The sequence below is a fragment of the Bradyrhizobium symbiodeficiens genome (genome assembly GCF_002266465.3).
Lineage (GTDB): Bacteria > Pseudomonadota > Alphaproteobacteria > Rhizobiales > Xanthobacteraceae > Bradyrhizobium > Bradyrhizobium symbiodeficiens.
This window is the reverse complement of record NZ_CP029427.2, coordinates 348,770-373,705: the sequence shown is the minus strand read 5'-3', so window position 1 is coordinate 373,705 and position 24,936 is coordinate 348,770. Positions and strand designations below refer to the sequence as shown.

General features: G+C 65.3%; 28 protein-coding genes. 17 read left to right on the top strand and 11 right to left on the bottom strand.

What is annotated here, in order from left to right; translation table 11 throughout:
* Positions 1-59: 59 nt before the first annotated feature.
* From CIT39_RS01810 to acnA, 3 genes are all read right to left on the bottom strand, one after another.
* On the bottom strand, positions 60-428 hold the full coding sequence (locus tag CIT39_RS01810; protein WP_018318882.1) for a DUF2794 domain-containing protein: 369 nt from the start codon (positions 426-428) through the stop codon (positions 60-62).
* A 620-nt stretch (positions 429-1,048) separates the two neighbouring features.
* Positions 1,049-1,825, bottom strand: a complete 777-nt coding sequence (locus CIT39_RS01805; RefSeq protein WP_094972734.1) for a DUF1223 domain-containing protein — start codon at positions 1,823-1,825, stop codon at positions 1,049-1,051.
* A 235-nt stretch (positions 1,826-2,060) separates the two neighbouring features.
* Positions 2,061-4,781, bottom strand: a complete 2,721-nt coding sequence (gene acnA, locus CIT39_RS01800) for an aconitate hydratase AcnA (RefSeq protein ID WP_094972733.1) — start codon at positions 4,779-4,781, stop codon at positions 2,061-2,063.
* Positions 4,782-5,020: 239 nt separating this feature from the next.
* Between acnA and ccmA the strand changes: the two genes are divergently transcribed.
* The 5 genes from ccmA to CIT39_RS01775 all read left to right on the top strand — a co-directional run bounded on the left by ccmA (position 5,021) and on the right by CIT39_RS01775 (position 8,193).
* Positions 5,021-5,623: a heme ABC exporter ATP-binding protein CcmA gene (gene ccmA, locus CIT39_RS01795; RefSeq protein WP_094972732.1), complete on the top strand. Its 603-nt coding sequence runs from the start codon at positions 5,021-5,023 to the stop codon at positions 5,621-5,623.
* Positions 5,624-5,855: 232 nt separating this feature from the next.
* The gene (ccmB, locus tag CIT39_RS01790) at positions 5,856-6,524 is read left to right on the top strand and encodes a heme exporter protein CcmB (protein WP_094972731.1); all 669 of its coding nucleotides are present in this window, start codon (positions 5,856-5,858) and stop codon (positions 6,522-6,524) included.
* Between the two features lie 105 nt (positions 6,525-6,629).
* Positions 6,630-7,421: a heme ABC transporter permease gene (locus CIT39_RS01785; protein WP_094972730.1), complete on the top strand. Its 792-nt coding sequence runs from the start codon at positions 6,630-6,632 to the stop codon at positions 7,419-7,421.
* Entirely contained in the window at positions 7,418-7,603 is a 186-nt protein-coding gene (gene ccmD, locus CIT39_RS01780; protein ID WP_094972792.1) for a heme exporter protein CcmD, read from the top strand. The genes CIT39_RS01785 and ccmD overlap by 4 nt, the downstream gene beginning before the upstream one ends.
* Positions 7,600-8,193 carry a DsbE family thiol:disulfide interchange protein gene (locus CIT39_RS01775; RefSeq protein WP_094972729.1) on the top strand — a complete coding sequence of 198 codons (594 nt, stop codon included), beginning with the start codon at positions 7,600-7,602 and terminating at the stop codon, positions 8,191-8,193. The genes ccmD and CIT39_RS01775 overlap by 4 nt, the downstream gene beginning before the upstream one ends.
* 89 nt (positions 8,194-8,282) lie before the next feature.
* On the opposite strand, the gene CIT39_RS01770 is transcribed toward CIT39_RS01775, so the two are convergent.
* Together CIT39_RS01770 and ftsY are read right to left on the bottom strand one after the other, a co-directional pair.
* The gene (locus CIT39_RS01770) at positions 8,283-8,885 is read right to left on the bottom strand and encodes a septation protein A (RefSeq protein WP_094972728.1); all 603 of its coding nucleotides are present in this window, start codon (positions 8,883-8,885) and stop codon (positions 8,283-8,285) included.
* A gap of 3 nt (positions 8,886-8,888) precedes the next feature.
* Positions 8,889-9,836, bottom strand: a complete 948-nt coding sequence (gene ftsY, locus CIT39_RS01765; protein ID WP_094972727.1) for a signal recognition particle-docking protein FtsY — start codon at positions 9,834-9,836, stop codon at positions 8,889-8,891.
* A gap of 60 nt (positions 9,837-9,896) precedes the next feature.
* Here ftsY and CIT39_RS01760 point away from each other — a divergent pair, with 60 nt between their 5' ends.
* Positions 9,897-10,598 (top strand): RluA family pseudouridine synthase, encoded by a 702-nt coding sequence (locus CIT39_RS01760; RefSeq protein WP_162308844.1) that lies wholly within the window; start codon positions 9,897-9,899, stop codon positions 10,596-10,598.
* Between the two features lie 114 nt (positions 10,599-10,712).
* Complete coding sequence (locus CIT39_RS01755; protein WP_094972726.1) at positions 10,713-11,822, top strand: DUF2336 domain-containing protein; 1,110 nt, start codon at positions 10,713-10,715, stop codon at positions 11,820-11,822.
* A 42-nt stretch (positions 11,823-11,864) separates the two neighbouring features.
* Here CIT39_RS01755 and mtaB read toward each other — a convergent pair whose 3' ends face one another.
* Together mtaB and dapF are read right to left on the bottom strand one after the other, a co-directional pair.
* Positions 11,865-13,118, bottom strand: a complete 1,254-nt coding sequence (gene mtaB / locus CIT39_RS01750) for a tRNA (N(6)-L-threonylcarbamoyladenosine(37)-C(2))-methylthiotransferase MtaB (RefSeq protein WP_094972725.1) — start codon at positions 13,116-13,118, stop codon at positions 11,865-11,867.
* Positions 13,118-13,993, bottom strand: coding sequence for a diaminopimelate epimerase (dapF, locus tag CIT39_RS01745; RefSeq protein WP_094972724.1), 876 nt, complete (start codon positions 13,991-13,993; stop codon positions 13,118-13,120). Before dapF ends, mtaB begins: the two co-directional genes overlap by 1 nt.
* A 221-nt stretch (positions 13,994-14,214) precedes the next feature.
* On the opposite strand from dapF, the gene CIT39_RS01740 reads away from it, so the two are divergent.
* Complete coding sequence (locus CIT39_RS01740; RefSeq protein WP_094972723.1) at positions 14,215-14,976, top strand: GyrI-like domain-containing protein; 762 nt, start codon at positions 14,215-14,217, stop codon at positions 14,974-14,976.
* Positions 14,977-14,981: 5 nt separating this feature from the next.
* A complete protein-coding gene (locus tag CIT39_RS01735; protein ID WP_162308843.1) occupies positions 14,982-15,695 on the top strand; it encodes an SIMPL domain-containing protein in 714 nt (237 codons plus the stop codon).
* Positions 15,696-15,775: 80 nt separating this feature from the next.
* Here the strand turns inward: CIT39_RS01735 and CIT39_RS01730 are convergent, their stop codons facing one another.
* The gene (locus tag CIT39_RS01730; protein WP_162308842.1) at positions 15,776-16,840 is read right to left on the bottom strand and encodes an MBL fold metallo-hydrolase; all 1,065 of its coding nucleotides are present in this window, start codon (positions 16,838-16,840) and stop codon (positions 15,776-15,778) included.
* 315 nt (positions 16,841-17,155) lie between these two features.
* Between CIT39_RS01730 and ffh the strand changes: the two genes are divergently transcribed.
* The 7 genes from ffh (at position 17,156) to CIT39_RS01695 (ending at position 23,022) form a co-directional block, all read left to right on the top strand.
* The gene (gene ffh, locus CIT39_RS01725) at positions 17,156-18,700 is read left to right on the top strand and encodes a signal recognition particle protein (protein ID WP_094972721.1); all 1,545 of its coding nucleotides are present in this window, start codon (positions 17,156-17,158) and stop codon (positions 18,698-18,700) included.
* Positions 18,701-18,785: 85 nt separating this feature from the next.
* Positions 18,786-19,118 (top strand): 30S ribosomal protein S16, encoded by a 333-nt coding sequence (gene rpsP / locus CIT39_RS01720; protein ID WP_014438992.1) that lies wholly within the window; start codon positions 18,786-18,788, stop codon positions 19,116-19,118.
* Positions 19,119-19,127: 9 nt separating this feature from the next.
* Positions 19,128-19,703, top strand: a complete 576-nt coding sequence (rimM, locus tag CIT39_RS01715; RefSeq protein ID WP_094972720.1) for a ribosome maturation factor RimM — start codon at positions 19,128-19,130, stop codon at positions 19,701-19,703.
* 33 nt (positions 19,704-19,736) lie between these two features.
* A complete protein-coding gene (gene trmD, locus CIT39_RS01710; protein ID WP_094972719.1) occupies positions 19,737-20,492 on the top strand; it encodes a tRNA (guanosine(37)-N1)-methyltransferase TrmD in 756 nt (251 codons plus the stop codon).
* Positions 20,493-20,602: 110 nt separating this feature from the next.
* Complete coding sequence (gene rplS / locus CIT39_RS01705; RefSeq protein ID WP_094890672.1) at positions 20,603-20,983, top strand: 50S ribosomal protein L19; 381 nt, start codon at positions 20,603-20,605, stop codon at positions 20,981-20,983.
* Positions 20,984-21,310: 327 nt separating this feature from the next.
* Positions 21,311-22,717, top strand: coding sequence for a 3-isopropylmalate dehydratase large subunit (gene leuC / locus CIT39_RS01700; RefSeq protein ID WP_094972718.1), 1,407 nt, complete (start codon positions 21,311-21,313; stop codon positions 22,715-22,717).
* 95 nt (positions 22,718-22,812) lie between these two features.
* Positions 22,813-23,022, top strand: a complete 210-nt coding sequence (locus CIT39_RS01695; RefSeq protein ID WP_094972717.1) for a hypothetical protein — start codon at positions 22,813-22,815, stop codon at positions 23,020-23,022.
* Positions 23,023-23,078: 56 nt separating this feature from the next.
* Here the strand turns inward: CIT39_RS01695 and CIT39_RS01690 are convergent, their stop codons facing one another.
* The 3 genes from CIT39_RS01690 to CIT39_RS01680 form a co-directional block, all read right to left on the bottom strand.
* Complete coding sequence (locus CIT39_RS01690) at positions 23,079-23,648, bottom strand: hypothetical protein (protein WP_094972716.1); 570 nt, start codon at positions 23,646-23,648, stop codon at positions 23,079-23,081.
* A 147-nt stretch (positions 23,649-23,795) separates the two neighbouring features.
* Complete coding sequence (locus tag CIT39_RS01685) at positions 23,796-24,050, bottom strand: hypothetical protein (RefSeq protein ID WP_094972715.1); 255 nt, start codon at positions 24,048-24,050, stop codon at positions 23,796-23,798.
* Positions 24,051-24,097: 47 nt separating this feature from the next.
* Positions 24,098-24,376: a hypothetical protein gene (locus tag CIT39_RS01680; RefSeq protein ID WP_162308953.1), complete on the bottom strand. Its 279-nt coding sequence runs from the start codon at positions 24,374-24,376 to the stop codon at positions 24,098-24,100.
* A gap of 156 nt (positions 24,377-24,532) precedes the next feature.
* Between CIT39_RS01680 and CIT39_RS01675 the strand changes: the two genes are divergently transcribed.
* On the top strand, positions 24,533-24,931 hold the full coding sequence (locus tag CIT39_RS01675) for a metallopeptidase family protein (protein WP_094972713.1): 399 nt from the start codon (positions 24,533-24,535) through the stop codon (positions 24,929-24,931).
* The last annotated feature ends 5 nt before the right edge of the window (positions 24,932-24,936 follow it).

The following is a 24,936-nucleotide window of genomic DNA, read 5'->3' as shown; positions in this document are numbered from 1 at the left end:
GAAAGAACGTGGGCACGGCGCTGCGCGCCTTTGCCCACCCTACGGCACCGTTCGTGCGGCTACACCACCGCCAGCTTGCGGTCGATCACCAGGAGCACGCGCTCCAGTTCGTGGCCGCGGCGCAAGATCAGGCCCGTCGCCGAGATCACGCTGTACATGCCCTGCTTGCGCGCCAGCCGCGGGTCCTTCTCGATGCGGTAGATCGGCACTTCCGAGGCACGGCGATAGACCGAGAACACGGCGCGATCCCTGAGGAAGTCGATGGCGTAGTCGCGCCATTCGCCATCGGCGACCATGCGGCCGTAGAGATTGAGAATACGATGCAGCTCGAGCCGATTGAACGTCACCCGGCTCAGTTGCGTGGCCGCAGCAGCGGGGCGCGCCGCCGCGCGCTGCTCGCTCGGATCGGCATCCTCCGACAGACTCATGGAGCGCTTCCTCATCGCACGGCATGACCCCGTCCGCGAAGACCGTCCCCGGAACCCGGATCATGACAGCTCCATGATTGCGCCAACCGGTCAGCGCCGCAAGAGGCTCCTGATTCAACCTGTCGAATCGGGTGCGAATCCGTGCACACGCAATGGTGGAACTCCGTCGCGGCAAACCGTCACGGGATCGTTAGCAGGAATCATAGTCTCGCCGCTTTTCCGCCTAGCGACTGCCGCCCTGCATTGCGAAAAGATTCGTGTGCGTTGACCCGGTCCTTTCGGTTCCGGATTCCTCAGCCCCCAGCCCCCCGGGGTCGAACAGGATCGGGTCTGTACGCACACAAGGAGGGCCAACGCAAGTTGGTCCTTTTTGTTTGTGTCGGGATGTTTCCGGCGGGGCGCAGACCTCCTCTCAAAAATCCGCGTAAAACTTTCTGTCCTCATCCTGAGGAGCGCGCTCCTGCGCGCGTCTCGAAGGATGAAAGGCCACGCTGCATCAGTGCGGGCCTGCATGGTTCTCGCGGCGATGCGCAGCATCGTCCGCCTCGCGCGCAAGGGCGCGCGCCTCACCATAAGGGTTAAGACTGTGTTCGAGTCGGAAGACTCGAAGCGCGTGCGCTTCAGTGCAGCGACGTGTACGCTGCACCCAGCATCGTGCCGGGCTTGTCGCGGCTGCCGTCCTGGACATAGACCACCGCGCCGTCGACGCCGTCGCGCGTGAGGTTCTCGATCGGCACCGTCCAGCTTTCCGAACGGCCGGTCCAGTCGCCGACCTTGAGCAGGTTGCGCACCACGTTGTGATAGGTGACCTGCTGTCCGCGATTCTCGCCGCGGGTGATCGCGATCGGGACCGACTTGGCAATCGAACAGATCCAGACCTCGCCGTGCGAGACGGCCGGCTCGTTGCTCGCGGCCACCGACACGTTGATCTGCTTTCCCTCGAGCGACATCGTCACCGGCACGCTCATGACGCCCGTACCCTTGTCGCTCTTGCCGATCGCGCTCTCGATGCCGGCACGATCGCTGCCGACGACATGGGTGGAGCCGTTGACCACGACTTGCGGCGTGTAGACCTCGCGGTCGCCGCGCATGCGCGAATAGGCACGCTGCCGTGCAGAGAAGCGCGAATCCGCCAGCGTGTCTTTCCAACCGAGATAGTCCCAATAGTCGATCGGCATGCTCAGCGCGATGATCGAGGGGTCTTTGGAGAGATCACCGATGATCTGGTCGGCGGGCGGACAGGACGAGCAGCCCTGCGAGGTAAACAATTCGACAACGGCACGGGGGTCGGCCTCGGCAGGACGGATGACGGCGACGATCGCACAGATGCCGAGAGCTCCCGACCAGAGCACACCGGACCAACGTGAAATCAGATGAGAAGCCGTCATTGCTGTCATGTTGAACGCCGCACGCCATTGCTCGTGGGAAGAGAGATCTTAAAGCCGGATGGTCACCGTAATCTTACGGGGCGCGACACACTCAACCGTCCAGGCGAACCACCCGAAAGGGGGTTTTCCGCCGGGCGGGCCCATCTGGAGCATGCCGCAAACGCTCGAAGGCGGCCTTGTGATAGGCCGCCTTCGTTTAACCTTCTACTCACGTCGCGGTGAGCCACCGTTCACAAGTTCGCGCTCAGGCCGCGAGCTTGCGCAACACGTAGTGCAGGATCCCGCCGTTGCGGTAGTAGTCGAGCTCGTCCAGCGTATCGATGCGGCAAAGCAGCGAAACGCGCTGCAGCGAGCCGTCGCCGGAGACGATTTCCGCGGTCAGCTTCTGGCGCGGCTTGAGGTCGCCCTGCAGGCCACGCAGCGTGACCTTCTCGTCGCCCTTGAGGCCGAGCGACGACCACGAGGTGCCATCCTCGAAGGTGAGCGGCAGCACGCCCATGCCGACCAGGTTGGAGCGATGGATGCGCTCGAAGCTCTGGCAGATCACGGCGCGCACACCGAGCAGGCGGGTGCCCTTGGCCGCCCAGTCGCGCGAGGAGCCGTTGCCGTATTCGGCACCGGCGAACACCACCAGCGGCACCTGCTCCTGCTGGTACTTCATCGCGGCATCGTAGATCGACATCTGCTCGCCGTCGGGCCAGTGCTTGGTCAGACCGCCTTCGGGGATATTTCCATCCGCGCCCTTCAGCATGAAGTTTTTGATACGGATGTTGGCGAAGGTGCCGCGCATCATCACTTCATGGTTGCCGCGGCGCGTGCCGTACTGGTTGAAGTCGGCGGGGCGCACCTGGTGCTCGCTGAGGTATTTTCCGGCGGGCGAGGTGAGCTTGATCGAACCTGCCGGCGAGATGTGGTCGGTGGTGATCTTGTCGCCGAACATGGCGAGGACGCGCGCCTCGACGATGTCGGTGACCGGCTCCGGCTCCTTCTTCATTCCTTCGAAATAGGGCGGGTTCTGCACGTAGGTCGAAGACATGTTCCAGCGATAGGTCTCGCTCTCGACGGTCTTGATCTTGCGCCAGTTGGTGTCGCCCTTGAACACGTCGGCATATTTCTTCTTGAAGATCGCCGCGGTCACGAACTTCTTCATGAAGGCGTTGATCTCCTTGGTCGTCGGCCAGATGTCCTTGAGGTACACCGGCTTGCCGTCCTTGCCTTCGCCGAGCGGCTCGACCGCGAGGTTCTTGGTGACGCTGCCGGCGAGCGCGTGCGCAACGACCAGCGGCGGCGAGGCCAGATAGTTCGCCTGCACGTCCGGCGAGACGCGGCCTTCGAAGTTGCGGTTACCGGAGAGCACGGCGGCTGCGACGATGCCGTTGTCGTTGATCGACTTCGAGATCTCCTCAGGCAGCGGACCGGAATTGCCGATGCAGGTGGTGCAGCCGAAGCCGACCAGGTTGAAGCCGACCTTGTCGAGATCCTTCTGCAGACCGGAATCAGCAAGATAGGCCGCGACCACCTGGCTGCCCGGCGCGAGCGAGGTTTTGACCCACGGCTTCGCCTTGAGGCCCTTCGCGGCTGCATTCCGGGCCAGCAGGCCGGCGCCGATCAGCACGCTCGGATTTGAGGTGTTGGTGCAGGACGTGATCGCGGCAATCACGACGTCGCCATGGCCGAGGTCGAAATTCTTTCCTTCGACGGCAAAACGCTTCGCCGGCTCTTCGCCCTTCTTGTACTCATTGCTGAGCGCAAGCGAGAATCCTTCGGCCACCGACGGCAGCGCGATGCGACCTTCGGGGCGCTTCGGACCGGCCATCGACGGCACGACGTCGCCGAGATCGAGCGTCAGCGTCTCCGTGAACACCGGATCGGCCGACTTGGCGGTGCGGAACAGGCCCTGTGCCTTGGCATAGGCTTGCACCAGCGCGACGCGCGGCGCCGCGCGGCCGGAGGTCTTGAGATAGTCGATCGCGGCAGCGTCGACCGGGAAGAAACCGCAGGTCGCGCCATATTCGGGTGCCATGTTGGCGATGGTCGCCTTGTCGGCGACGGAAAGATGGTCGAGGCCCGGGCCGAAGAACTCGACGAACTTGCCGACCACGCCGAGCTTGCGCAGCATCTGCGTCACTGTCAGCACGAGGTCGGTCGCGGTGACGCCTTCCTTCATCGCGCCCTTCAGCTTGAAGCCGACGACGGTGGGCAGCAGCATCGACAGCGGCTGGCCGAGCATGCAGGCTTCCGCCTCGATGCCGCCGACGCCCCAGCCGAGCACGGCGAGACCGTTGACCATGGTGGTGTGGGAGTCGGTGCCGACCAGCGAGTCGGGATAGGCGACCTCGAAGGTGCCGGTCTTCTTGCCGACCGTCATCTTCTCCTTCTTGGTCCAGACCGTCTGCGAGAGGTATTCGAGATTGACCTGATGGCAGATGCCGGTGCCTGGCGGCACGACGGAGAAGTTCGAGAACGCCTTCTGGCCCCACTTCAGGAACTCGTAGCGCTCCTGGTTCTGCTTGTATTCCTCCGTGACGTTCTTGCCGAAAGCCTTGTTGTCGCCGAAGAAGTTCACGATCACGGAATGGTCGATGACGAGGTCGACCGGCACCAGCGGGTTGATCTTCTCGGCATCGCCGCCGAGCTTCTGCATCGCGTTGCGCATCGCGGCGAGGTCGACCACCGCGGGCACGCCGGTGAAGTCCTGCATCAGCACGCGCGCCGGGCGGAAGGCGATCTCATGCTCCAGCGACTTCTTCCGCAGCCACTTCGAGACCGCGACGATGTCTTCCTTCTTGACCGTGCGGCCATCCTCATTGCGGAGGAGATTTTCGAGCAGGACCTTCATCGAATAGGGAAGTTTCGAAATTCCCTTCAGACCATTCTTCTCGGCCGTGGGCAGGCTGTAATAGACATAGGTCTTGGCGCCGACCTTGAGGGTCTTTTTGCATTTGAAGCTGTCGAGCGAGGTCATGTAGGAATCCCAATTGTTAGCTATACCCGGCAGGGTATCTTAACACCGTCAGCGTATCAGGCTGGGCCGCTTGCAGGGGCAGGTTGAGTTGCTGCATCAAGTAGTTCCGGGCTTATAGAAGCTTTCTAACCGCGCCGCCACAGCCACAATCGTACCGCAGCATTCGCGAGCCAAAAATTCCCATGCGCTACCCCAAGTTTTCCTGAGGCCCGGCTTTGAGCGGGGTGGACCGAGACAAGATGCAGCTTTCCGGACGCGACGTCACCTGCGTGCGCGGCGGCCGCGAGGTGTTTGCCGGGCTCGATTTCGCGGCCGTCGCCGGCGAAGCGGTGGCGGTCGTCGGCCGCAACGGGTCGGGCAAGACCTCGTTGCTGCGGCTGATCGCGGGCCTTCTCGTTCCGGCGGGCGGGACGATCGTACTGGGCGGCGGCGATGCCGAGCTGACGCTGCCGGAGCAGTGCCATTATCTCGGCCATCGCGATGCCCTGAAGCCGGCGCTCAGCGTAGCGGAGAACCTGTCATTCTGGGCCGATTTCCTTGGCGGGGAGCGTTTCGACTTCGCCGAGAGCCTCGCCACGGTAGGGCTCGAGCATACCATCCACCTGCCCGCCGGCTTCCTGTCGGCCGGCCAGCGCCGCCGGCTGTCGCTGGCCCGGCTGCTGACCGTCCGCCGCCCGGTCTGGCTGCTGGACGAGCCGACCAACGCGCTGGACGTGACCGGCCAGGACATGTTCGGCGGCCTGATGCGCGAACACCTCGCGCGCGGCGGCCTGATTGTCGCGGCCACCCATGCGCCGCTGGGGATCGAGACGCGGGAGCTGCGGATCGGGGGTCTGGGGTGATGCGGCCCGACCCTCAGCTTTTCGAGCGGCAAGGTGCCGCGCTCGCACCCGGCACGCAGCGGTCGCCGCGGGCTCCCTCGCCTCTCCCGCTCGCGGGAGAGGTCGGCGCGCAGCGCCGGGTGAGGGTTCTCTCCTCTGGGGGAGTCTTCGTTGTCGAGATACCCTCTCCCCAACCCTCCCCCGCAAGCGGGGGAGGGAGCGCACCGCCCTTGCGGCACAAGGGGAGCCCCCCATGACTGCCCTGTCCGCCCTCATCCGCCGGGACGTCCGGATCGCGCTGCGCGTCGGCGGCGGGGCGCTGATTGGCGTGCTGTTCTTCCTCACCGTCGTCGTCCTGATGCCGTTCGCGGTCGGGCCGGATCTGGCGCTGCTGTCGCGGCTGGGGCCGGCCATCCTCTGGCTCGGCGCGCTGCTGGCGAGCCTGCTGACGCTGGACCGGCTGTTCATGGCCGACCACGAGGACGGCTCGCTCGACCTGATCACGATGAGCCGGACCCCGCTCGAACTCGCCTGCGCCGCCAAGGCACTGGCGCATTGGCTGGCCGCCGGACTGCCGCTGATTGTCGCAACCCCGGTGCTCGGCCTGCTGCTGAACCTCGACATGGTCGCGACCGGTGCGGTGGCACTGACGCTGCTGGCGGGCACTCCGGCGCTGACGTTTACCGGCATGATCGGCGCGGCGCTGGCGGTGACGCTGCACCGCGGCGGGCTGCTGATGGCGGTGCTGGTGCTGCCGCTGTCGATTCCCGTGCTGATTTTCGGCGTTGCGGCCTCGCAAGCCGTGATCGTCGGCCCCATGACCTTCGGTGCGCCGTTCTCGATCCTGTGCGCGCTGTCGCTGGTCAGCCTCGTGATCGGCCCCTTCGCAGCCGCAGCGAGCCTGCGGCATGGACTTGATTGAAATGGGCTCGACTGAGATGCGCGCGACTGACTTGACCCCGATCAACTTTCGCTGCGGGCTTTCGTGCTGATTGCCTGAGCGGCCACCGATGATTATCAGGGTACCATGACACTGATCGACCTCGCCAACCCCACGCGGTTCCTCGCGCTGACAGCGCGGGTCCTGCCGTGGCTTGCGGCCGCCACCGTGCTCCTGCTCGCGATCGGTCTTTATCAAGCCGCGCTGGCGCCCGACGACTACCAGCAGGGCGCGACGGTGAAGATCATGTTCATCCACGTGCCCAATGCGTGGCTGTCGATGTTCGTGTGGGGCGTCATGAGCATTGCTTCGCTGGGCACGCTGGTATGGCGGCATCCGCTCGCCGACGTCGCCGCAAAAGCCGCAGCGCCGATCGGCGCCGCCTTCACCTTCCTCGCGCTGCTCACAGGTTCGCTGTGGGGCCGGCCGATGTGGGGCACCTATTGGGAGTGGGATGCGCGGCTGACCTCGGTGCTGATCCTGTTCCTGATGTATCTGGGCCTGATGGCGCTGTGGCGCGCGGTCGACGATCCCTCGCGCGCGGCGCGCGCCGCCGCCGTGCTGACCCTGGTCGGCGCGATCAACCTTCCCATCATCAAGTTCTCGGTCGATTGGTGGAACACGCTGCACCAGCCGGCCTCGGTGATGCGCATGGGCGGCTCCGCCCTCGACAAGTCGTTCCTGATTCCGCTGCTGGTGATGGCGATCGCCTTCACGCTGCTGTTCGTCACGCTGCATCTGGCGGCGATGCGCAACGAGATCCTGCGCCGCCGCGTCCGCTCCCTGCAGATGATGCAGGCGAGCCGTGTGGCGTTCTCGAGCGAAATAGGCGCCGGCGCGCGCGGACAAAACGTGTCGAACGAAGTTGGGGCCGCCTGATCATGTCGCTCGGTCCCTATGCATCCTTCATCGTGACGTCCTATGCCGCAGCGGCCGTCGTGGTCGTCATCCTGATCGGCTGGATCGTGCTCGACTATCGCAGCCAGACGCAGCGCCTGCGCGAGCTGGAGGAGCGCGGCATCACCCGCCGCTCCGGGCGCAGCGCGATGGACGCGTCATGAGCGAACAATCGACTTCCGCACCGCCGCACCGTCGCACCTTCCTGATGGTGCTGCCGCTGATCGCCTTCATCGGCCTGGCGCTGCTGTTCTGGTTCCGGCTCGGCAGCGGCGATCCCTCGCGGATTCCGTCCGCGCTGATCGGTCGTCCGGCGCCGCAGACGGCGCTGCCGCCGCTGGAGGGATTGCAGATCGAAAACGCGCAGGTGCCGGGCCTCGACCCCGCCGCGTTCAAGGGCAAGGTCAGCCTGGTCAATGTCTGGGCGTCCTGGTGCGTGCCGTGCCACGACGAGGCGCCGCTTTTGACCGAGCTCGCCAAGGACAAGCGCTTCCAGCTGGTCGGCATCAATTACAAGGACGCGTCCGACAATGCGCGCCGCTTCCTCGGGCGCTACGGCAACCCGTTCGGCCGCGTCGGCGTGGATGCCAACGGCCGCGCCTCAATCGAATGGGGCGTCTACGGCGTGCCCGAAACCTTCGTCGTGGGACGCGAGGGCACCATCGTCTACAAGCTGGTCGGCCCGATCACGCCGGACAATCTGCGGACGGTGCTGTTGCCGCAGATGGAGAAGGCGCTGAAGGCGGGGTCTTAACGCCGCTCTGCCCCGGATCTCCACAACGGCACTCTTGGGAAAGTTCTGGGTCCCGGCTCGCGCTACGCACGTCCCGGACACGAACCTGCTCACCCCTTCCGCACATCCCCTGCCTCGGCCTCGCTCGCCTCCAGCGACGCCGGCTCGAGGTGGTAGCGCTTGGTCAGCGGCATCTGGGCGATGGCGAAGATCATCGTGATCGGGGTCACGCCGAACACCTTGAAGTTCACCCAGAAATCCGTGCTCTGGGTGCGCCAGACGATCTCGTTCAGCACCGCCATGCCGGCGAAGAACAGCGCCCAGCGCAGCGTGAGGATGCGCCAGCCCTGCGGGGTCAAATTGAACATCTGGTCGAACATCACGGCAATGAAGGAGCGGCCGAACAACAGGCCGCCGCCGAGGATCGCGGCGAACAGGCCGTAGATGATGGTCGGCTTGAGCTTGATGAAGGTCTCATCATGCAGCACCAGGGTCAGCGTGCCGAACACCAGCACGATCACGCCTGTGACAATCGCCATGATCGGGATGTGACGCGTCACCACGTAGGACGCAACCATCGCCGCGACGATCGCGACCATGAAGGCGCCGGTGGCGGCAAACAGATTGAACTTCGCATTGACGAAGAAGAACACGAGCAGCGGCCCGAGCTCGGTCGCCAGCTTGAACAGCGGATGCGGCTGGGTCTTGTCCATTCTCTAGCTTTCGATTCCGGCGATAGCGCGGGCGAAGTCGCGCGCGGTGAACGGCGCGAGATCGTCGACACCCTCGCCGACGCCGATGAAGTGCACCGGCAGTTTGAATTTCTCCGCGAGCGCGACCAGAATGCCGCCGCGCGCGGTGCCGTCGAGTTTCGTCATCACGAGGCCGGTGACCCCCGCCGTGCGATGGAAGGCCTCGACCTGCGACAGCGCATTCTGGCCGACGGTGGCGTCCAGCACCAGCAGCACGGCGTGCGGCGCAGTGTCATCCACCTTGCGGATCACGCGCACGACCTTTTCGAGCTCGTTCATCAGCTCGGCCTTGTTCTGCAGGCGGCCGGCAGTATCGATCAGCAGGACGTCGATGGCCTGCTCCTTCGCCGCCGTCAGCGCGTTGAAGGCGAGGCTCGCCGAGTCCGAGCCCTGCGCGCCCGCGATGACCGGCGTCTTGGTGCGCTCACCCCAGACCTTGAGCTGCTCGATGGCCGCCGCACGAAACGTATCGCCGGCGGCGAGCATCACCTTGCGGCCCTCGGAGGCGAATTTCTGCGAGAGCTTTCCGATGGTGGTGGTCTTGCCGGAGCCGTTGACGCCGACCACGAGGATGACGAACGGCTTCTTGCCCGCATCGATCACGAGCGGCTTCGCAACCGCCGTCAGCACCTTCTCGACCTCGGTGGCGACGACGTCCTTGACCTCGTCGGCCGAGATCGCCTTGTCGTAGCGGCCGGTGCCGACGGCTTCCGCGATCCGGACCGCGACCGACGTGCCGAGGTCGGCACGCAGCAGCACGTCCTCGATGTCGTCGAGCATGGCGCGGTCGAGCTTGCGCTTGGTGACGAGGTCGGCGACCGCGGTCCCGAGCGAGGACGAGGTGCGCTTCAGCCCGTTGGACAGGCGGCGCCACCAGCTCAGCTTGGGGGTCTCTGGGGTGGTATCGTTCATGGTGGCGGTGTGTTAGCCGTTCCGGCTCCCAAACGAAAGTCTTGACCGAAAGTCCTGCAATTGCTCGATGTTCCCCAATTGACCGCCGACGAGATTTTGGCGCGCGTGCTCCATCGCGACGGGCTGATGCTGATTATCGACAAGCCGGCCGGGCTTCCCGTGCATCGCGGCCCCAAGGGCGGCGCCAATCTGGAGGCCTCGTTCGACGCGCTCTGTTTCGGCCTGCCGCGGCCGCCGGTGTTGGCTCACCGGCTGGACAAGGACACCTCCGGCTGCCTCGTGCTCGGCCGCCACCTCAAGGCAACGGCCTCGCTCGGCCTCCTGTTCAAGCACGGCAAGATCGGCAAGACCTATTGGACCGTGGTCGAGGGTGGCCCCACCGAGAACGAGGGCACCATCGACATGCCGCTCGGCCGGCTCAACGCCGAACGCGGCTGGTGGCAGAAGCCCGATCCCGAGGGACAGAAGGCGATCACCAACTGGAAAGTGATGGGCCGGGGCGACGGCCTCACCTGGCTTGCCATGGAACCGGTGACCGGGCGGACCCATCAATTGCGGGTGCATTCGTCGGCGACCGGCTGGCCGATCTTCGGCGATAACATTTACGGCAACGGCCCCCGTTTCGGCGAGCCGAAGCTGCATCTGCATTCCCGCGAGATCGTGGTGCCGATCTCCCGGAACAAGGAGCCGGTCCGCGTCGTGGCGCCGGCCCCGCCCCACATGCACCAGAAGCTTCGCGCCTGCGGGTGGAATGGGGAATAGCCGCATCCGTATTCGCCCGTGGCCTTGGTTTACGAAACGTTCAGTGCTCGTCGCTAATGATAGCGGTTGCTTAGAACAAGCTTCCGTCAATCTGCTCAGGACGAGCTGCGCGTCATGTCCACGGCCGGGCTATCGATCATCGACGAAGTCGAATCCGCGATTCGGCTCGGCTCGGCGGAAAAGGGGCTGGAAACGGCCCGGCGCGTCACCGACCTGTTCCTGTCCTCCGCCGGCAGTTTTGACGACGAGCAGATCGCGCTGTTCGACGACGTGCTCGAGCGCCTGATCGGCACGATCGAGCTGCGGGCGCTTGCCGACATGGGCGCACGCATTGCGCTCGCCGAGATCAGCGCGCAGCTGGCGCCGATCGCGCAGGCGCCGCCCTCCGTGATCCGCCGCCTCGCCGGCAATGACGAGATCCGCATCGCAGGTCCCGTGCTGCAGGAATCCGCCCGCCTCGACGACGGCGATCTGGTCAAGATTGCAGCATCCAAGGGCGAACCGCATCTGCTCGCGATCGCCGGCCGCTGGTGGCTGAAGGAGATCGTCACCGACGCACTTCTGGCACGCCGCTATCCCAGCGTCAGCCGCCGGCTCGCCGCAAATCCCGGCGCGCGCGTCTCCGGAAACGGATTCGCGGCCATGGTCGGGCAGGCCGAGGCGGATCCTGAACTTGCCGTCAGCGTCGGCGTCCGCGTCGACCTGCCGTCGGAGTTGCGCCGCCGGTTGCTGCGCTCGGCCAGCGATGCCGTGCGCGCCCGCCTGCTGTCGCGCGCACCGCCGCATCTGTTCGAAGAAATCCAGGGCGCGATCGCGGCCGTCACCGTCGGTGTCGATCGCGAGATGTCGGGTGTCCGCGATTTCGAAGGGGCAAAACGCGCGATTGCAATGCTCAAGGCGACCGGCCAGCTCAGCGAAGCGACGCTGCTCGGTTTCGCCACGCAGCGGCGCTATGAAGAGACCGCCGCGGCGCTGGCCGCGCTGTCCGGATCGACCGTCGAGGTGATTCGCCCGCTGATGCAGAGCCTGCGCGACGACGGCTTGTTGGTACCGTGCAAGGCGGCGCAGCTCAGCTGGGAAACCACCACCGCCGTGCTCGAATGCCGTTTTGCGACGGGTGCGATGAAGCCTGCGGACCTTGCAAGAGCGCAGGGGAATTACGCCCGGATGACGGCGGAGAATGCCAGGCGGACGCTGCGGTTCTGGCAGGTCAGGGCGTCGTAGCTTCTTCCCCTCTCTCGCAAGGGGAGAAGGAAGAGCCGCGAGTTATACGATGAGCCGCTCGCCATCACTGCCGTTGATCGTCAGCGAAACGACGCTGCCGACACGCTCGCCCGCGATCGCCACCGGCAGATAATGCTCCGTGCGACCCTGTCCGTCGCTCTCGATCAGCACCTCGCGCGTCGCGCCGATCTCGGCTTGCAGCCGCTTCCGCAGCGCGGCTTCGCCCGCCGTACGCAGCCGCTTCGCACGCTCCTTGATCGCACCGCCTGCCACCTGCGGCATCCGCGCGGCCGGCGTGCCGGGGCGGGGTGAATAGGGGAAGACGTGCAGGAATGTCAGGCCGCATTGCTCGACCAGATCGAGCGAGCGTGAAAACATCTCATCCGTCTCGGTCGGGAAGCCCGCGATGATGTCGGCACCGAAGACGATGTCCGGGCGCAGGCGGCGGACCTGCTCGCAGAACGCGATCGCATCCTGCCGCGAATGCCGCCGTTTCATGCGCTTCAGGATCATGTCGTCGCCGGACTGCAGCGACAGATGCAGATGCGGCATCAGCCGCGCATCATCAGCGATGGCATCGAGCAAATCGGCATCCGCCTCGATCGAATCGATCGAGGAGATGCGCAGACGCCTCAGCTCCGGCACGTGACGCAGGATCTGCTTGGTCAACATGCCGAGCTTCGGCGCGCCCGGCAGGTCAGTGCCGTAGCTGGTGAGGTCGACGCCGGTCAGCACGATCTCGGCATGGCCGCGTTCCGCCAGTGTTCGCACCTGATCGACCACCGCGCCCATCGGCACCGAGCGCGAATTGCCGCGGCCGAACGGGATGATGCAGAAGGTGCAGCGATGGTCGCAGCCGTTCTGCACCTGCACGAACACGCGCGGCAGGCCGCTCGCAAAGCCGTCGATCAGATGCGGCGCCATCTCCTTGACGGCCATGATGTCGCTGACGGCGATCTTCTCGCCGGCGCCGAGATCGAAGGCATTGCGTGTCTCGCGCCACGCGGATGACCGCATCTTGTCGTCATTGCCGACGACGCGGTCGACCTCGCTCATGTCGGCGAACATGCCGCTTTGCGTCTGCGCCGCGCAACCGGTGACGACGATGCGCGCCTCGGGCCGCTCGCGCTTCAATTTTCGGATCGATTGCCGCGCCTGCGCCACCGCCTCGTTGGTGACGGCGCAGCTGTTGATGACGATGGTGTCTTTGAGCCCCGCAGCTTCCGCCTCGCGGCGGATCACCTCGGCCTCGAACGCATTGAGGCGGCAGCCGAAGGTGACGATGTCGATCGCCATCAGGCGGCCGGCGCGAACAGCGCCGGATCGAATCGGCCCTCATATTCGAAGGTCGCCGTGCCCGTCATCAGCACGTGGTCGTCGCGCTCGCGCCATTCGATGCCGAGCTTGCCGCCGGGTAGCGTGATCTCGACTTTGCGTTCGGTGCGCTTCAGCCGCGCGGCGGCAACCGCGGTCGCGCAGGCCGCCGAACCGCAGGCCCTGGTCAGCCCGGCGCCGCGCTCCCAGGTGCGGATCGTGACGTGGTCGCGATCGACGATGTGGGCGAGCGTGATATTGGCGCGCTCCGGGAAGATCGGGTGGTTTTCGAGCAAGGGACCGAAACGCTCGAGATCATAGGCGTTGACGTCCTCGACCCAGAAGATCGCATGCGGATTGCCCATGCTCACCACCGAGGGCGAATGCAGGATCGGATTGTCGATCGGCCCGATCTGCAATTCGATGTAGCGGGTGTCGCGAAACTCCTCGGCCAGCGGAATCTCCTGCCAGCCGAACTTCGGCGCACCCATGTCGACGGTGTAGAGATCCGGAGCCGGGCCCTGCCAGGCATTGAGCAAGCCGGCCGCGGTCTCGAACGTCGCGGCGGTCTGCCCGGTCTTCTCGAAGATGCGCCGCACCACACAGCGCATCCCGTTGCCGCAGGCGCCGGCCTCCGAGCCGTCATTATTGTAGATGCTGATAAAGGCCTCGGTGCCGTCGAACCGCGGCCTCGAGAGCACCATGAGCTGGTCGTAGGCCACGCCGCCATGTGCCGACGCCACCGCGCGGGCGTCGTCCGGCGTCACCCCGCCTGCGGAATCGCGCATGTCGACGACGACGATCTCGTTGCCGATGCCGTTCATCTTGGCAAATGCGTGGTTGGCCAGCGCGCTCATGAAAATTCCCGAATTTCGCCTGCCTTATATGGCGATCCTTGGCGGCTTGGCCAGTGATTTGGGGCGATGGCCAGGTCTTCTGCCATGACGCATCTGTCATGGGACGAATTCGACGCTCGCGTGTTAGAACGGCGCGGTTCGCGCGGATCCGGGACGCGCGGCCGGGTTAAGGCCTTTTGGGGGCGTAAGGCCTTGCCGGGTAAGGTTTTGGGGAGAATAGAATGAACCGTTTTCGTCGTATCGCTCTGGCCGCGCTGATCCCGGCAGCGGCCTTGTCGTTTGGCCTGTCCGCCACGCTGGCGCAAACCCCGAGCCCGGCGCCGGCTGCATCGGCAAGTCCTTCTTCGACAAGTCCTTCTTCGACAAATCCCTCGCCGGCCCCGTCGGCTTCGCCCGCTCCGGCCGCGAGCGTCTCGCCGGCACCTGCGGCAACGCCCTCACCTGCGCCAGCCGCCAGCGCCTCACCGTCACCCAGCCCGGCCGCTCCGGCTGCGGCCGCAACGCCGGCTCCCGTGCAGACCGCCGATCCCTTCGGCCAGGAGACCACGCTCGAGCCCAGGAAGGTCGTGATGGTCAAGGGCACCGCCAATTGGGATTCGGCCTTCGACACGCTGGTCGACGCCTTCAAGGCGCTGAACACGCTGCTGGACAAGCAGGGCATCAAGCACGCCGGCAATTCGATGATCGTCTACACCTCGACCGACGATACCGGCTTCACCTTCCTCGCCGAGATCCCGGTCGATCAGGATCCGCAGAAGCTGCCCAAGGACATGAGCATCGGCAAATCGCCGGAGGGCAAGGCGCTGAAATTCGTCCATCGCGGTTCCTACGACAACATGGATAACACCTATGAGGCGATCACCAATCACCTTGACGACAAGAGGCTGGAAGCCAAGGACACCTTCATCGAGGAATATCTCACCGATCCCCTGAAGACCGCAGAAGACAAGCTCGTGATCAATGTTTTCGTGCCGCTGAAGTGAGACCAATGAAAAAGCCTGCCGTACTCGTTACGTCCCTTGCCGCCGTTTTCGCCGCCACGCTGCTGACAACGCCTGCGCTTGCCGATGATTTTCCATCCGCCATTACGGTGAGCGGCGAAGCCAACATTTCCGCGGCGCCCGATCTCGCGCAGATCGACGCCGGCATCGCCAACGACGCCAAGACGGCGAAGGAAGCCTCCGACGCCAACAACGCCGCGATGGGCAAGGTGCTGCTGGCGCTGAAGGGCGCCGGCATCCCCGAGAAGGATTACCAGACCTCGCGGCTGTCGCTGCAGCCGCAATACGGCCAGAACAAATCCACCGGCGCCTCGCCCGTGGTGGGTTTCCGCGCCTCCAATCGCGTCACGGTAAAAATTCGTGACGTGACCAAGGTCGCCGGCATCATCGACGCGCTGGTCGGTGCCGGCGCGAACGATATCGGCAACATCTCCTTCGAGGTGACGCAGGCATCAAAGCTGCTCGACGATGCCCGTGAGCAGGCGGTCGCCGATGCGCGCCGCAAGGCCGAGATCTACGCCAAGGCCACCGGCGTGACGCTGGGCGCTCCGCTCAGCGTGTCCGAAGGCGGCGCTCCCGTGCCGCTGTTCAAGGCGCGGATGGCGACGCCGCAAATGGCGCCAGCCGCAGTTGCGCCGGGCGAGGAAACGCTGTCGGTGACGGTGAATGTGAGCTGGGCGATCAAGGCGAAAGAGCAATAAGTCCCGTGCCCCGGCTCTGCGCAGCGGCACGCAGTGACGCTGCGCAGAGCCGGGGCACGAGCGGCGTGTGCAGCGAGACCCTAAATCTCCACCACCTGCCCGGGCTTCATCGCCACGAACCGCTCCTGCGAAATCTCCGCCGCGTCGAGCGCTTCCGACAGTGCCTTGGCCGGCGCGTCGATCGCTTCGTCGGTGAGCTGGAACGTGCCGTGATGATGCCCGAGCGCGGCCTCGGCGCCGCAATCGGCCAGCGCCTTCACCGCGTCTTCCGGATTCATGTGCTGGTCGCGCATGAACCAGCGCGGCTCGTAGGCGCCGATGGGAAGGATGGCGAGGCGCAGCTTGCCGTGCCGCTCGGCGACGCGGCGGAAATGCCGGCCGTCGCCGTAGCCGGAATCGCAGACGACGTAGATTTTCCCCGCAGGGGTCTCCAGCACAAAACTCGCCCACAGCGCCTTGTTGCGGTCGAACATGCCGCGCGCCGTCCAGTGCCGCGTCGGCACCAGATGCACGGCGATGCCGCCGCCGAGCTCGATGCGATCATGCCAGTCGAACGCTTCCGCCTTGATCGTGGAATCCCAGCTGCGCATCGTCACGTCGTTGCCGAGCGGGGTGACCACGCGCGGGGCAAAATTCTTGGTGAGCCGCGACAGCGTTGCGATGTCGAGATGATCGTAATGGCCGTGCGAGACCAGCACGACGTCGATCTGCGGCAGTTTCTCGAAGACGATGCCGGGATCATTGTGCCGCTTCGGCCCGGCAAAGCTGACCGGCGAAACCCGCTCCGACCAGACGGGGTCGACCAGGATGTTGAGGCCCCCGGCCTGGATCAGCCAGCTGGCGTGGCCGACGAAGGAGAGCCGCACCTTGTCGCCATCGACGCGGGCGGGCGGGGTGTCGGCATGCGGGCTGGGCGCCCAGTCGGGCCATTTCGCCCGCTGCCGCCTGCCGCCGAGCTGCCAGCGCAGCACCTCGCGGAGCGATTTCGGCGGCGCGCCGTCCGGATCGAAGAAGTTCAGGCCGTCGAAATGGTCGGAGGCGGGGCCGTCATAGGTTTTCATGCGGGACATCCAGAGGGACGGGATACCGGCCAGCGCGCCCGCCCCGGCCAGCAGCCCGAAAACGCGGCGGCGGGTGACCGGCACAGGCTGGCTTCAGGGCTGGCGGGAAAGGTAAGTCATCACCTTCTATATGGGCGGGACCCACGGAAAAAGAACCAGCCGGCAAAAGAGGCCTGTTTTCAGGACCTTACCTTGGCAAAGCCGCCCCGGCGCCCTAACTTTCCTTGACTTTTGGGCGGGAGCGGCGTTTAACCCCGCCACTTTCTCGGAAAGGCTTTCTTTTCGACCCGCCGACTGGCCCTGGAGGCCGGAGGTCAACGCCCGACAGCGCGATGCGCCCTCGGGCGTAAAGGTGTTTGGAAGATCGCCATTCTGGCGAGCAGGAAAAGGACGACTTCATTGTTCGACAATCTGTCGGAACGGCTTGGTGGCATTCTCGATCGTCTGACGGGGCGCGGTGCGCTGACCGAAAAGGACGTCGACGCCGCGATGCGCGAAGTGCGCCGCGCGCTGCTGGAAGCCGACGTCGCGCTCGAAGTGGTCCGCAGCTTCACCGAGCGCGTCCGCGAGCAGGCGATCGGCGCCACCGTCGTCAAGTCGGTGACCCCCGGCCAGATGGTGGTCAAGATCGTCCATGACGAGCTGATCAACACGCTCGGCGCCGAGGGCCAGACCATCGACGTCAATTCCGTGCCGCCGGTGCCGATCATGATGGTCGGCCTGCAAGGCTCGGGCAAGACCACCACCACCGCAAAGCTCGCCCGCCGCCTGGTCCAGCGCGACAAGCGCAAGGTGCTGATGGCCTCGCTCGACGTCTACCGTCCGGCGGCAATGGAGCAGCTGGCCGTGCTCGGCCGCGATCTCGACATTCCGACGCTGCCGATCGTCGCCGGCCAGCAGCCGCCGCAGATCGCCAAGCGCGCGATGGAAGCCGGCAAGCTCGGCGGCTACGACGTCGTGCTGCTCGACACCGCCGGCCGCACCACGCTCGACGAAGACATGATGGCGGAGGCAGCCGCGATCAAAGCGGCTGCGAATCCGCATGAAGTGCTGCTGGTTGCAGACTCGCTCACCGGTCAGGACGCCGTGAACCTCGCGCGCGCCTTCGACGAGCGCGTCGGCCTCACCGGCATCGTGCTGACCCGCGTCGACGGTGACGGCCGCGGCGGTGCTGCGCTGTCGATGCGCGCGGTCACCGGCAAGCCGATCAAGCTGCTCGGCACCGGTGAAAAGACCGACGCACTGGAAGATTTCCATCCCGACCGTATCGCCGGCCGCATCCTCGGCATGGGCGACGTGGTCTCGCTGGTCGAGCGCGCCGCCGCCAATATCGACGCCGAGAAGGCCGCGCGCACCGCCGAGCGCATGCGCAAGGGTCAGTTCGACCTCAACGACATGCGCGAGCAATTGCTGCAGATGGCCAGCATGGGCGGCATCAGCGGGCTGATGGGCATGATGCCCGGCATCTCCAAGATGAAGAACCAGATCGCAGCCGCCGGCATCGACGACAAGATCCTGAAGCGCCAGGTCGCGGTGATCGATTCCATGACGCGCGACGAGCGCCGTCATCCCGATCTGCTCAAGGCCAGCCGCAAGAAACGTATCGCCGCGGGTTCCGGCCAGAGCGTCGAGCAGGTCAACAAGCTGCTGAAGATGCACCGGAACATGGCCGACGTGATGAAGGCGATGGGCTCGGGCAAGCGTGGCCCGCTCGCCGGCATCGCACAGGCGATGGGCTTTGGCGGCGGCATGAAGCCGCCCTCGCCGGAAGAGATGAAGGCGCTGCAGGAAAAGATGCAGAGCGGCGGCGGTGGCCTTCCGAATCTGCCGAAGGATTTGCCGGCCGGGCTACGCCAGGGCCTGCCGAACGTTCCGGGACTCACCGGGCTGAGCGGCAAGCCGATGCTGCCGGGCCTCGGCGGTTTCCCGGGCAAGAAGAAATGAGGAATTCGTCGCACGGGTCGCAAGTGCCCCGCGCGCCGCGAAAATACCAATCAACCGAACAAAGCGTACTTTGAAGGAGAACTAAATGTCCGTCGTCATCCGCCTCGCCCGCGCAGGCACCAAGAAGCGTCCCGTCTATCACGTCGTCGTCGCCGATTCGCGCTTTCCCCGCGATGGCCGCTTCATCGAGCGTCTCGGCTATTTCAACCCGCTGCTGCCGAAGGACAACGAGACCCGACTGAAGCTGGATATGGACAAGGTGAAGGCCTGGCTCGCCAAGGGCGCGCAGCCGTCCGACCGCGTGTCGCGTTTCCTCGATGCCGCCGGCGTCAAGAAGCGCGAAGCGCGCAACAACCCCGAGAAGGCCGTGCCGCGCAAGGAGCGCAAGGCGCAGGCTGAAGCCGCCGCGAAGGGTTAAGGCCAGATCATGTCGGCGCTGGTCTGCGTCGCGCGGATCGGCGCCGCGCATGGTGTGCGCGGTGCGGTCAAATTGTGGACCTTCACCGAAGATCCCTTTGCCGTGAAGCGGTACGGTCCGCTGCTGTCCAAGGACGGCAAGCGCCAGTTCGAGGTCGCAACGGCGCGCGAGGCCAGGGATCATCTGGTCGCGACGTTCAAGGGCGTCACGACCCGCGAGGAGGCCGAGCGCCTCAACGGCATCGAGCTCTACGTCGCGCGCGAAAAACTGCCCGCAACTGACGACGACGAATATTACCACACCGATCTGATCGGGCTCGCCGCCGTCACCACGGACGGCGACGCGCTCGGCCGCGTGCTCGCGATCCATAATTTCGGCGCCGGCGACATCATCGAGATCGCGCCGCCCAAAGGCACGACGCTGCTGCTGCCGTTTACCAACGCGGTGGTGCCGGAGGTCGATCTCAAGGGCGGTCGCGTCGTGATCGCGCTGCCGCAGGAGATCGAGGGCGAGGATCGTGGCGAAGTTCCCTCCGAGAGTCGTCCCCGCCTAGTGCGCAAAGCGCACGGGCGCGGGGATCCATAACCACAGGCCGTGGTTTTGGCTAAGCTGGCTGCAATGACCAATCCCTCACCCTGGCGCGCGACCGTGCTGACGCTGTTTCCGGAGATGTTTCCGGGGCCGCTCGGCGTGAGCCTGGCCGGCCGGGCGCTGGCGTCCGGGCTCTGGGAGATCGAGGCGCGGGACATCAGGGCGTCCGCTACCGACCGCCATCGCAGCGTCGACGACACTCCGGCCGGCGGCGGACCGGGCATGGTGCTGCGGGCGGATGTTCTGGCGGCGGCCATCGATGCCGCCGAGATCGCCCCTGAGCGGCCGCGGCTGCTGATGAGCCCCCGGGGTCGGCCATTGACCCAGGCTCGCGTCACAGAGCTCGCCCAGGGCCCAGGCCCCCTGATCGTCTGCGGCCGGTTCGAGGGGATCGACCAGCGGGTGATCGACGCTCGGGGCCTCGAGGAGGTCTCGATCGGCGATTACGTGCTGTCCGGGGGCGAAATCGCAGCCCTGGCCCTGATCGACGCCTGCGTACGGCTGTTGCCGGGGGTGATGGGCAAGGAAGCCTCTGGAACCGAGGAAAGCTTCTCTGACGGCCTGCTCGAATACCCCCAATACACCCGCCCGCAGCTGTTCGAGGGGGCGGCGATCCCGGAGGTCCTGACCTCGGGCGACCACGCCAAGGTCGCGGCTTGGCGGCGGGTGCAATCCGAGGCGCTGACGGCAGCCCGGCGGCCCGATTTGTGGGCCCGAATCCCGGCAAAGGCCCCGAATCGGACCGGACGCCAAAAAACGCCAAAAAACAAGACAGACGGGTGACAAACGCTCCGGCTTGCCTTATAGGAGCGGCCACATCCGCAATAGCTGGATCAACGAATTTCGCGCAGCCCCCGTGTCTCGCGGCTGGGCGCGCCGATGGAGATTACCCCATGAACCTGATCCAACAGCTCGAAAAAGAGCAGTTCGACAAGCTGTCCGCCGGCAAGGACATTCCGGAATTCGGTCCCGGCGACACCGTGATCGTCAACGTGAAGGTCGTCGAAGGCGACCGTACCCGTGTGCAGGCCTATGAAGGCGTCTGCATCGGCCGTTCCGGCGGTGGCCTCAACGAGAGCTTCACCGTCCGCAAGATCTCCTACGGCGAAGGCGTCGAGCGCGTGTTTCCGGTGATGTCGCCGATGATCGACTCGATCAAGGTGGTACGCCGCGGCAAGGTGCGTCGCGCCAAGCTCTATTACCTGCGCCAGCTGCGCGGCAAGTCGGCTCGTATCGTCGAGAAGACCGAGCACGCCAAGGCCGTCAACGAGTAAGCTCTCGCTCAGAGTCGTGTTTTTCGAAAGCGCGGGGCAAAACCCCGCGCTTTTTTGTTGCGTCAGCCGTGCGTGTCAAACCGCTCGCGATTCCAATTCGGCCTGCTATATATTCCTGGAATGTTTCCAGATCCGACCAGCCTCGCCCCCGTCCAGCGCATCGTCATCGACGATCGTTCGCGGCTGCCTGGCCGGTTCTTCGGACGCTTCGCGACCTCGGCAACGTCAGAGCTTAGCCGCGCAGCCTGAAAGCTGCGCTGACGATTTGTTGCCCGCGCGCCGCGCGCGCCTATCCGCTGACTCAACATTCTTTCGGAGCTCAAGCTCATGTCCAAGCCGACCACATTGTACGACAAGATCTGGAACGACCATCTGGTGCACGAGGCCGAGGACGGCACCTGCCTGCTCTATATCGACCGCCATCTGGTGCACGAGGTGACCTCGCCGCAGGCGTTCGAAGGCCTGCGCGCCACCGGCCGCAAGGTCCACGCACCCGAGAAGACGCTCGCCGTCGTCGATCACAACGTGCCGACCACCGATCGCACCAAGCCGAATCCCGATCCTGAAAGCATCGAGCAGATCAAGGCGCTGGCCGAGAACGCCAAGGAATTCGGCATCGAATATTACAACGAGTTCGACAAGCGCCAGGGCGTCGTCCACGTCATCGGCCCCGAGCAGGGTTTCACCCTGCCCGGCACCACCATCGTCTGCGGTGACAGCCACACCTCGACGCATGGCGCGTTCGGCGCGCTCGCGCACGGCATCGGCACCTCCGAGGTCGAGCACGTGCTGGCGACGCAGACGCTGATCCAGAAAAAAGCAAAGAACATGCGCGTTACCGTCGACGGCAAGCTGCCTGACGGCGTGACGGGCAAGGACATCATCCTCGCCATCATCGGCGAGATCGGCACCGCGGGCGGTACCGGCTATGTCCTGGAATACGCCGGCGATGCGATCCAGGCGCTGTCGATGGAAGGCCGCATGACGGTCTGCAACATGTCGATCGAAGGCGGCGCCCGCGCCGGCCTCGTTGCACCGGACCAGAAGGCTTACGACTTCCTGCGCGGCCGCCCGAAGGCGCCGAAGGGTGCGGACTGGGATGCGGCGATGCGCTACTGGGAAAAGCTGCGGTCCGACGAAGGCGCGCATTTCGATCACGAGCTGCGCCTCGACGCCGCAAAACTGCCGCCGATCGTGACCTGGGGCACTTCGCCTGAGGACGTCATCTCGGTGACGGGCATCGTGCCCGATCCCGACCAGATCGCGGACGAGGCCAAGCGCCTCTCCAAGCATCGCGCGCTGAAGTACATGGGCCTGACGGCGGGAACGAAGATCACCGACATCAAGCTCGACCGCATCTTCATCGGCTCCTGCACCAACGGCCGCATCGAGGATCTGCGCGCTGCTGCGAAAATCGCCGAAGGCAAGACCGTCTCGGCGCATGTCAACGCCATGGTCGTGCCGGGCTCCGGCCTCGTGAAGGAGCAGGCGGAAGCCGAGGGTCTCGACAAGATCTTCCTCAAGGCCGGCTTCGAATGGCGCGAGCCGGGCTGCTCGATGTGCCTCGCGATGAACCCGGACAAGCTGGCCCCGGGAGAGCGCTGCGCCTCGACCTCGAACCGCAACTTCGAAGGACGCCAGGGCTTCAAGGGCCGCACCCATCTGGTGTCGCCGGCAATGGCGGCGGCGGCGGCGATCGCGGGTCACTTCGTCGACGTCAGGGACTGGCGCTAAGCCGATCCTTGCAATTGTAGCGATCGCGGAAAACCGCCGTTAAACGATCGCCCGACACTCTCGTCCTCGCGAGGTTTTCGCGAGGACGCGCGCCAATGGCCAACAAGCCCGAATATGTCGACCTGATCGGTGAAGCCACGCGGCAGCACCGCCGGCGCGCGCCACGATTGCGCATCGTCGCCAAGCCGGAGGTCGAGGAGACCTCGAAGCTCAGCCGCTGGCCGCCCGCGATGTTCAAGCAGTGGAAGGTCGAGAATTTGATGCCGTGGAAAGCTTTGTCGTGGAAGCTGAAGGATTGGCTTTAGTCGCCGGATAGACAAAGGGCGCCGCTGAGGCGCCCTTTGTACTTTCATCGTGCCTATCAATAGTACCTGTACGGATGGTGCCAGCGATGCCAGCGGCAGATGCGGCGCGGGCCGTAATAGGTCCAGATCACCCGGCAGCGGCGCGCGTGATGGTAAGCGGGATAATAGCCGCCGTAATAATAGCGCCGGTGGAAGTGGCGGTGGCCGTAATGAGGCCGATAGATCCCGTAGCGATGGAATCCGCCGTAGCGGTGAACGCCACCATAGCGGTGAAGCCCGCCGTAGCGATAGCCGCCGCCGTGGAAGGCCGGCGCGGCGCGGAAGCCGCCGATATGGCCGCCATGGAATCCACCGCCGCGAAAACCGCCGACGTGTCCGCCGCCACCGCGGAAGCCGCCGCCGTGAAAATGTCCGCCGCCATGACCACCGCCGCCGTGGCGAACCTGGGTGACGAGGCCGTCGCTCGCAGCCTCACTCGCGCCCTTGGCCGCTTGTGACGACGCCGGATTGATCAAGCTCAGCGCTTCGGCACGACGCGCGGTTCCGGCCGATAGCATCAGCGTCGCGGCGGCCGCAATCCCGAGCAGGTGCACCGGGCCTGCCCTGAGACCCAAACTCTTCAGCATGGACTTCTCCCTGGATATTGGACAGCGGAGTGGCGATGCTCGTTCCCGGCACGCGTCATCCCTGTTCATTTGCAGTCGCACCCGAGGGCACGCTAGGGACGCCGACGTGAATGCCTCATGAATGAACGGCGTCGCGCTGCGACGTCATCAGAAGGGGCCGTAGCCGAACACGAACGGCGCGGGAACTCCGTAGGGATAGGGACGATAGAAGACCGGCCGTGCGTAATAGCGTGGATCACGGCGCACGACAGGCCGCACCATGCCGCGGGTTCGCGCGTGTCGCACATCGAAAACCGCGATGCCGGCCGAGGCCTCTGGAATCGTCACCCTTTGCGCAGCGAAAGCACGAGGCAGACTAGCGGCAAGCGCGATGGCAACGGCCAATGCAAACCATTTCGCCATGACGCCTCCTTGAGGCTCCTGTGCTGCGCGCCGGCGTCGTATCAACGCTAACCGGGGCGCCAAAAGCAGCTCACACGCGGCACGATCACCGTGCCGCTCGGCCGAAATTCCTGGACATAGGTCGCGTTGCATTCGCGGACGGCATTGGGGCCCGGATTGTAGCGCGGATAGACGCCGTCAGGGCTGTAATAGGGCGTGACGCGCAAGCGCGGCGGGGGCCGCTTTCGCGGCCGGGCATCAGGCGGGGCCGCCTGGGCGAGGCGGATCTCGGGGCCCCCCGCCGTCTGGGCCTCGGCGCCACCCCAAAATTGCGAAAACAACCCCATGCACAGTAGCGTCAGCGCTGTTTTTGCTCGCATTTTATTGCCCACCCGAAACCCTCAATCGAGGCCCACGCTCCCCGTTTTGGCGGCGCCCGTCAACCTCGCCGCGCTTTATAAAGCGGGATGCATCAGCGGGAAACCCGCGCTAAGAGAAACCCCATGTGGACGGAATTGAAAGCGCCCTCGCTGGCCGAGATGGAAGCGACGGCGCATGAGATCTTCGATCGCCTGCCGGCGGAGTTTCGCGCTCTCTGCGAGGGCGTGATCCTCCGCGTCGACGACTTCCCGACCGAGGAGGTCATGGACGAGATGGAGTGCGAGAGCGAGTTCGACCTGCTCGGCCTGTTCCAGGGCGTCGGCCTGCCGCAGCAGAGTTTCGGCGATGTGGCGCGGCTGCCCAACATGGTCTGGCTCTACCGCCGGCCGATCCTGGATTACTGGGCCGAGCACGACGAGAGCCTCGGCCACATCGTCCGCCACGTCCTGATTCACGAGATCGGCCACCATTTCGGCCTGTCCGACGACGATATGGAAGCGATTGAGGCTCAGGCAGAGTAGATCTG

Excerpts from the sequence above, each read along its gene's own strand:
- CIT39_RS01695 (WP_094972717.1), top strand. The coding sequence starts at position 22,813 with ATGGCCAACAAGCCCGAATATGTCGACCTGATCGGTGAAGCCACGCGG.
- mtaB (WP_094972725.1), bottom strand. The coding sequence starts at position 13,118 with ATGGCGATCGACATCGTCACCTTCGGCTGCCGCCTCAATGCGTTCGAG.
- rpsP (WP_014438992.1), top strand. The coding sequence starts at position 18,786 with ATGTCCGTCGTCATCCGCCTCGCCCGCGCAGGCACCAAGAAGCGTCCC.
- CIT39_RS01755 (WP_094972726.1), top strand. The coding sequence starts at position 10,713 with ATGTCCACGGCCGGGCTATCGATCATCGACGAAGTCGAATCCGCGATT.
- CIT39_RS01735 (WP_162308843.1), top strand. The coding sequence starts at position 14,982 with ATGAAAAAGCCTGCCGTACTCGTTACGTCCCTTGCCGCCGTTTTCGCC.
- CIT39_RS01775 (WP_094972729.1), top strand. The coding sequence starts at position 7,600 with ATGAGCGAACAATCGACTTCCGCACCGCCGCACCGTCGCACCTTCCTG.
- dapF (WP_094972724.1), bottom strand. The coding sequence starts at position 13,993 with ATGAGCGCGCTGGCCAACCACGCATTTGCCAAGATGAACGGCATCGGC.
- CIT39_RS01785 (WP_094972730.1), top strand. The coding sequence starts at position 6,630 with ATGACACTGATCGACCTCGCCAACCCCACGCGGTTCCTCGCGCTGACA.
- ccmB (WP_094972731.1), top strand. The coding sequence starts at position 5,856 with ATGACTGCCCTGTCCGCCCTCATCCGCCGGGACGTCCGGATCGCGCTG.
- CIT39_RS01805 (WP_094972734.1), bottom strand. The coding sequence starts at position 1,825 with ATGACAGCAATGACGGCTTCTCATCTGATTTCACGTTGGTCCGGTGTG.
- ccmA (WP_094972732.1), top strand. The coding sequence starts at position 5,021 with ATGCAGCTTTCCGGACGCGACGTCACCTGCGTGCGCGGCGGCCGCGAG.
- acnA (WP_094972733.1), bottom strand. The coding sequence starts at position 4,781 with ATGACCTCGCTCGACAGCTTCAAATGCAAAAAGACCCTCAAGGTCGGC.
- trmD (WP_094972719.1), top strand. The coding sequence starts at position 19,737 with ATGACCAATCCCTCACCCTGGCGCGCGACCGTGCTGACGCTGTTTCCG.
- CIT39_RS01740 (WP_094972723.1), top strand. The coding sequence starts at position 14,215 with ATGAACCGTTTTCGTCGTATCGCTCTGGCCGCGCTGATCCCGGCAGCG.
- CIT39_RS01680 (WP_162308953.1), bottom strand. The coding sequence starts at position 24,376 with ATGGGGTTGTTTTCGCAATTTTGGGGTGGCGCCGAGGCCCAGACGGCG.
- CIT39_RS01675 (WP_094972713.1), top strand. The coding sequence starts at position 24,533 with ATGTGGACGGAATTGAAAGCGCCCTCGCTGGCCGAGATGGAAGCGACG.
- ftsY (WP_094972727.1), bottom strand. The coding sequence starts at position 9,836 with ATGAACGATACCACCCCAGAGACCCCCAAGCTGAGCTGGTGGCGCCGC.
- rplS (WP_094890672.1), top strand. The coding sequence starts at position 20,603 with ATGAACCTGATCCAACAGCTCGAAAAAGAGCAGTTCGACAAGCTGTCC.
- leuC (WP_094972718.1), top strand. The coding sequence starts at position 21,311 with ATGTCCAAGCCGACCACATTGTACGACAAGATCTGGAACGACCATCTG.
- CIT39_RS01810 (WP_018318882.1), bottom strand. The coding sequence starts at position 428 with ATGAGTCTGTCGGAGGATGCCGATCCGAGCGAGCAGCGCGCGGCGGCG.
- CIT39_RS01685 (WP_094972715.1), bottom strand. The coding sequence starts at position 24,050 with ATGGCGAAATGGTTTGCATTGGCCGTTGCCATCGCGCTTGCCGCTAGT.
- CIT39_RS01690 (WP_094972716.1), bottom strand. The coding sequence starts at position 23,648 with ATGCTGAAGAGTTTGGGTCTCAGGGCAGGCCCGGTGCACCTGCTCGGG.
- CIT39_RS01770 (WP_094972728.1), bottom strand. The coding sequence starts at position 8,885 with ATGGACAAGACCCAGCCGCATCCGCTGTTCAAGCTGGCGACCGAGCTC.
- rimM (WP_094972720.1), top strand. The coding sequence starts at position 19,128 with ATGTCGGCGCTGGTCTGCGTCGCGCGGATCGGCGCCGCGCATGGTGTG.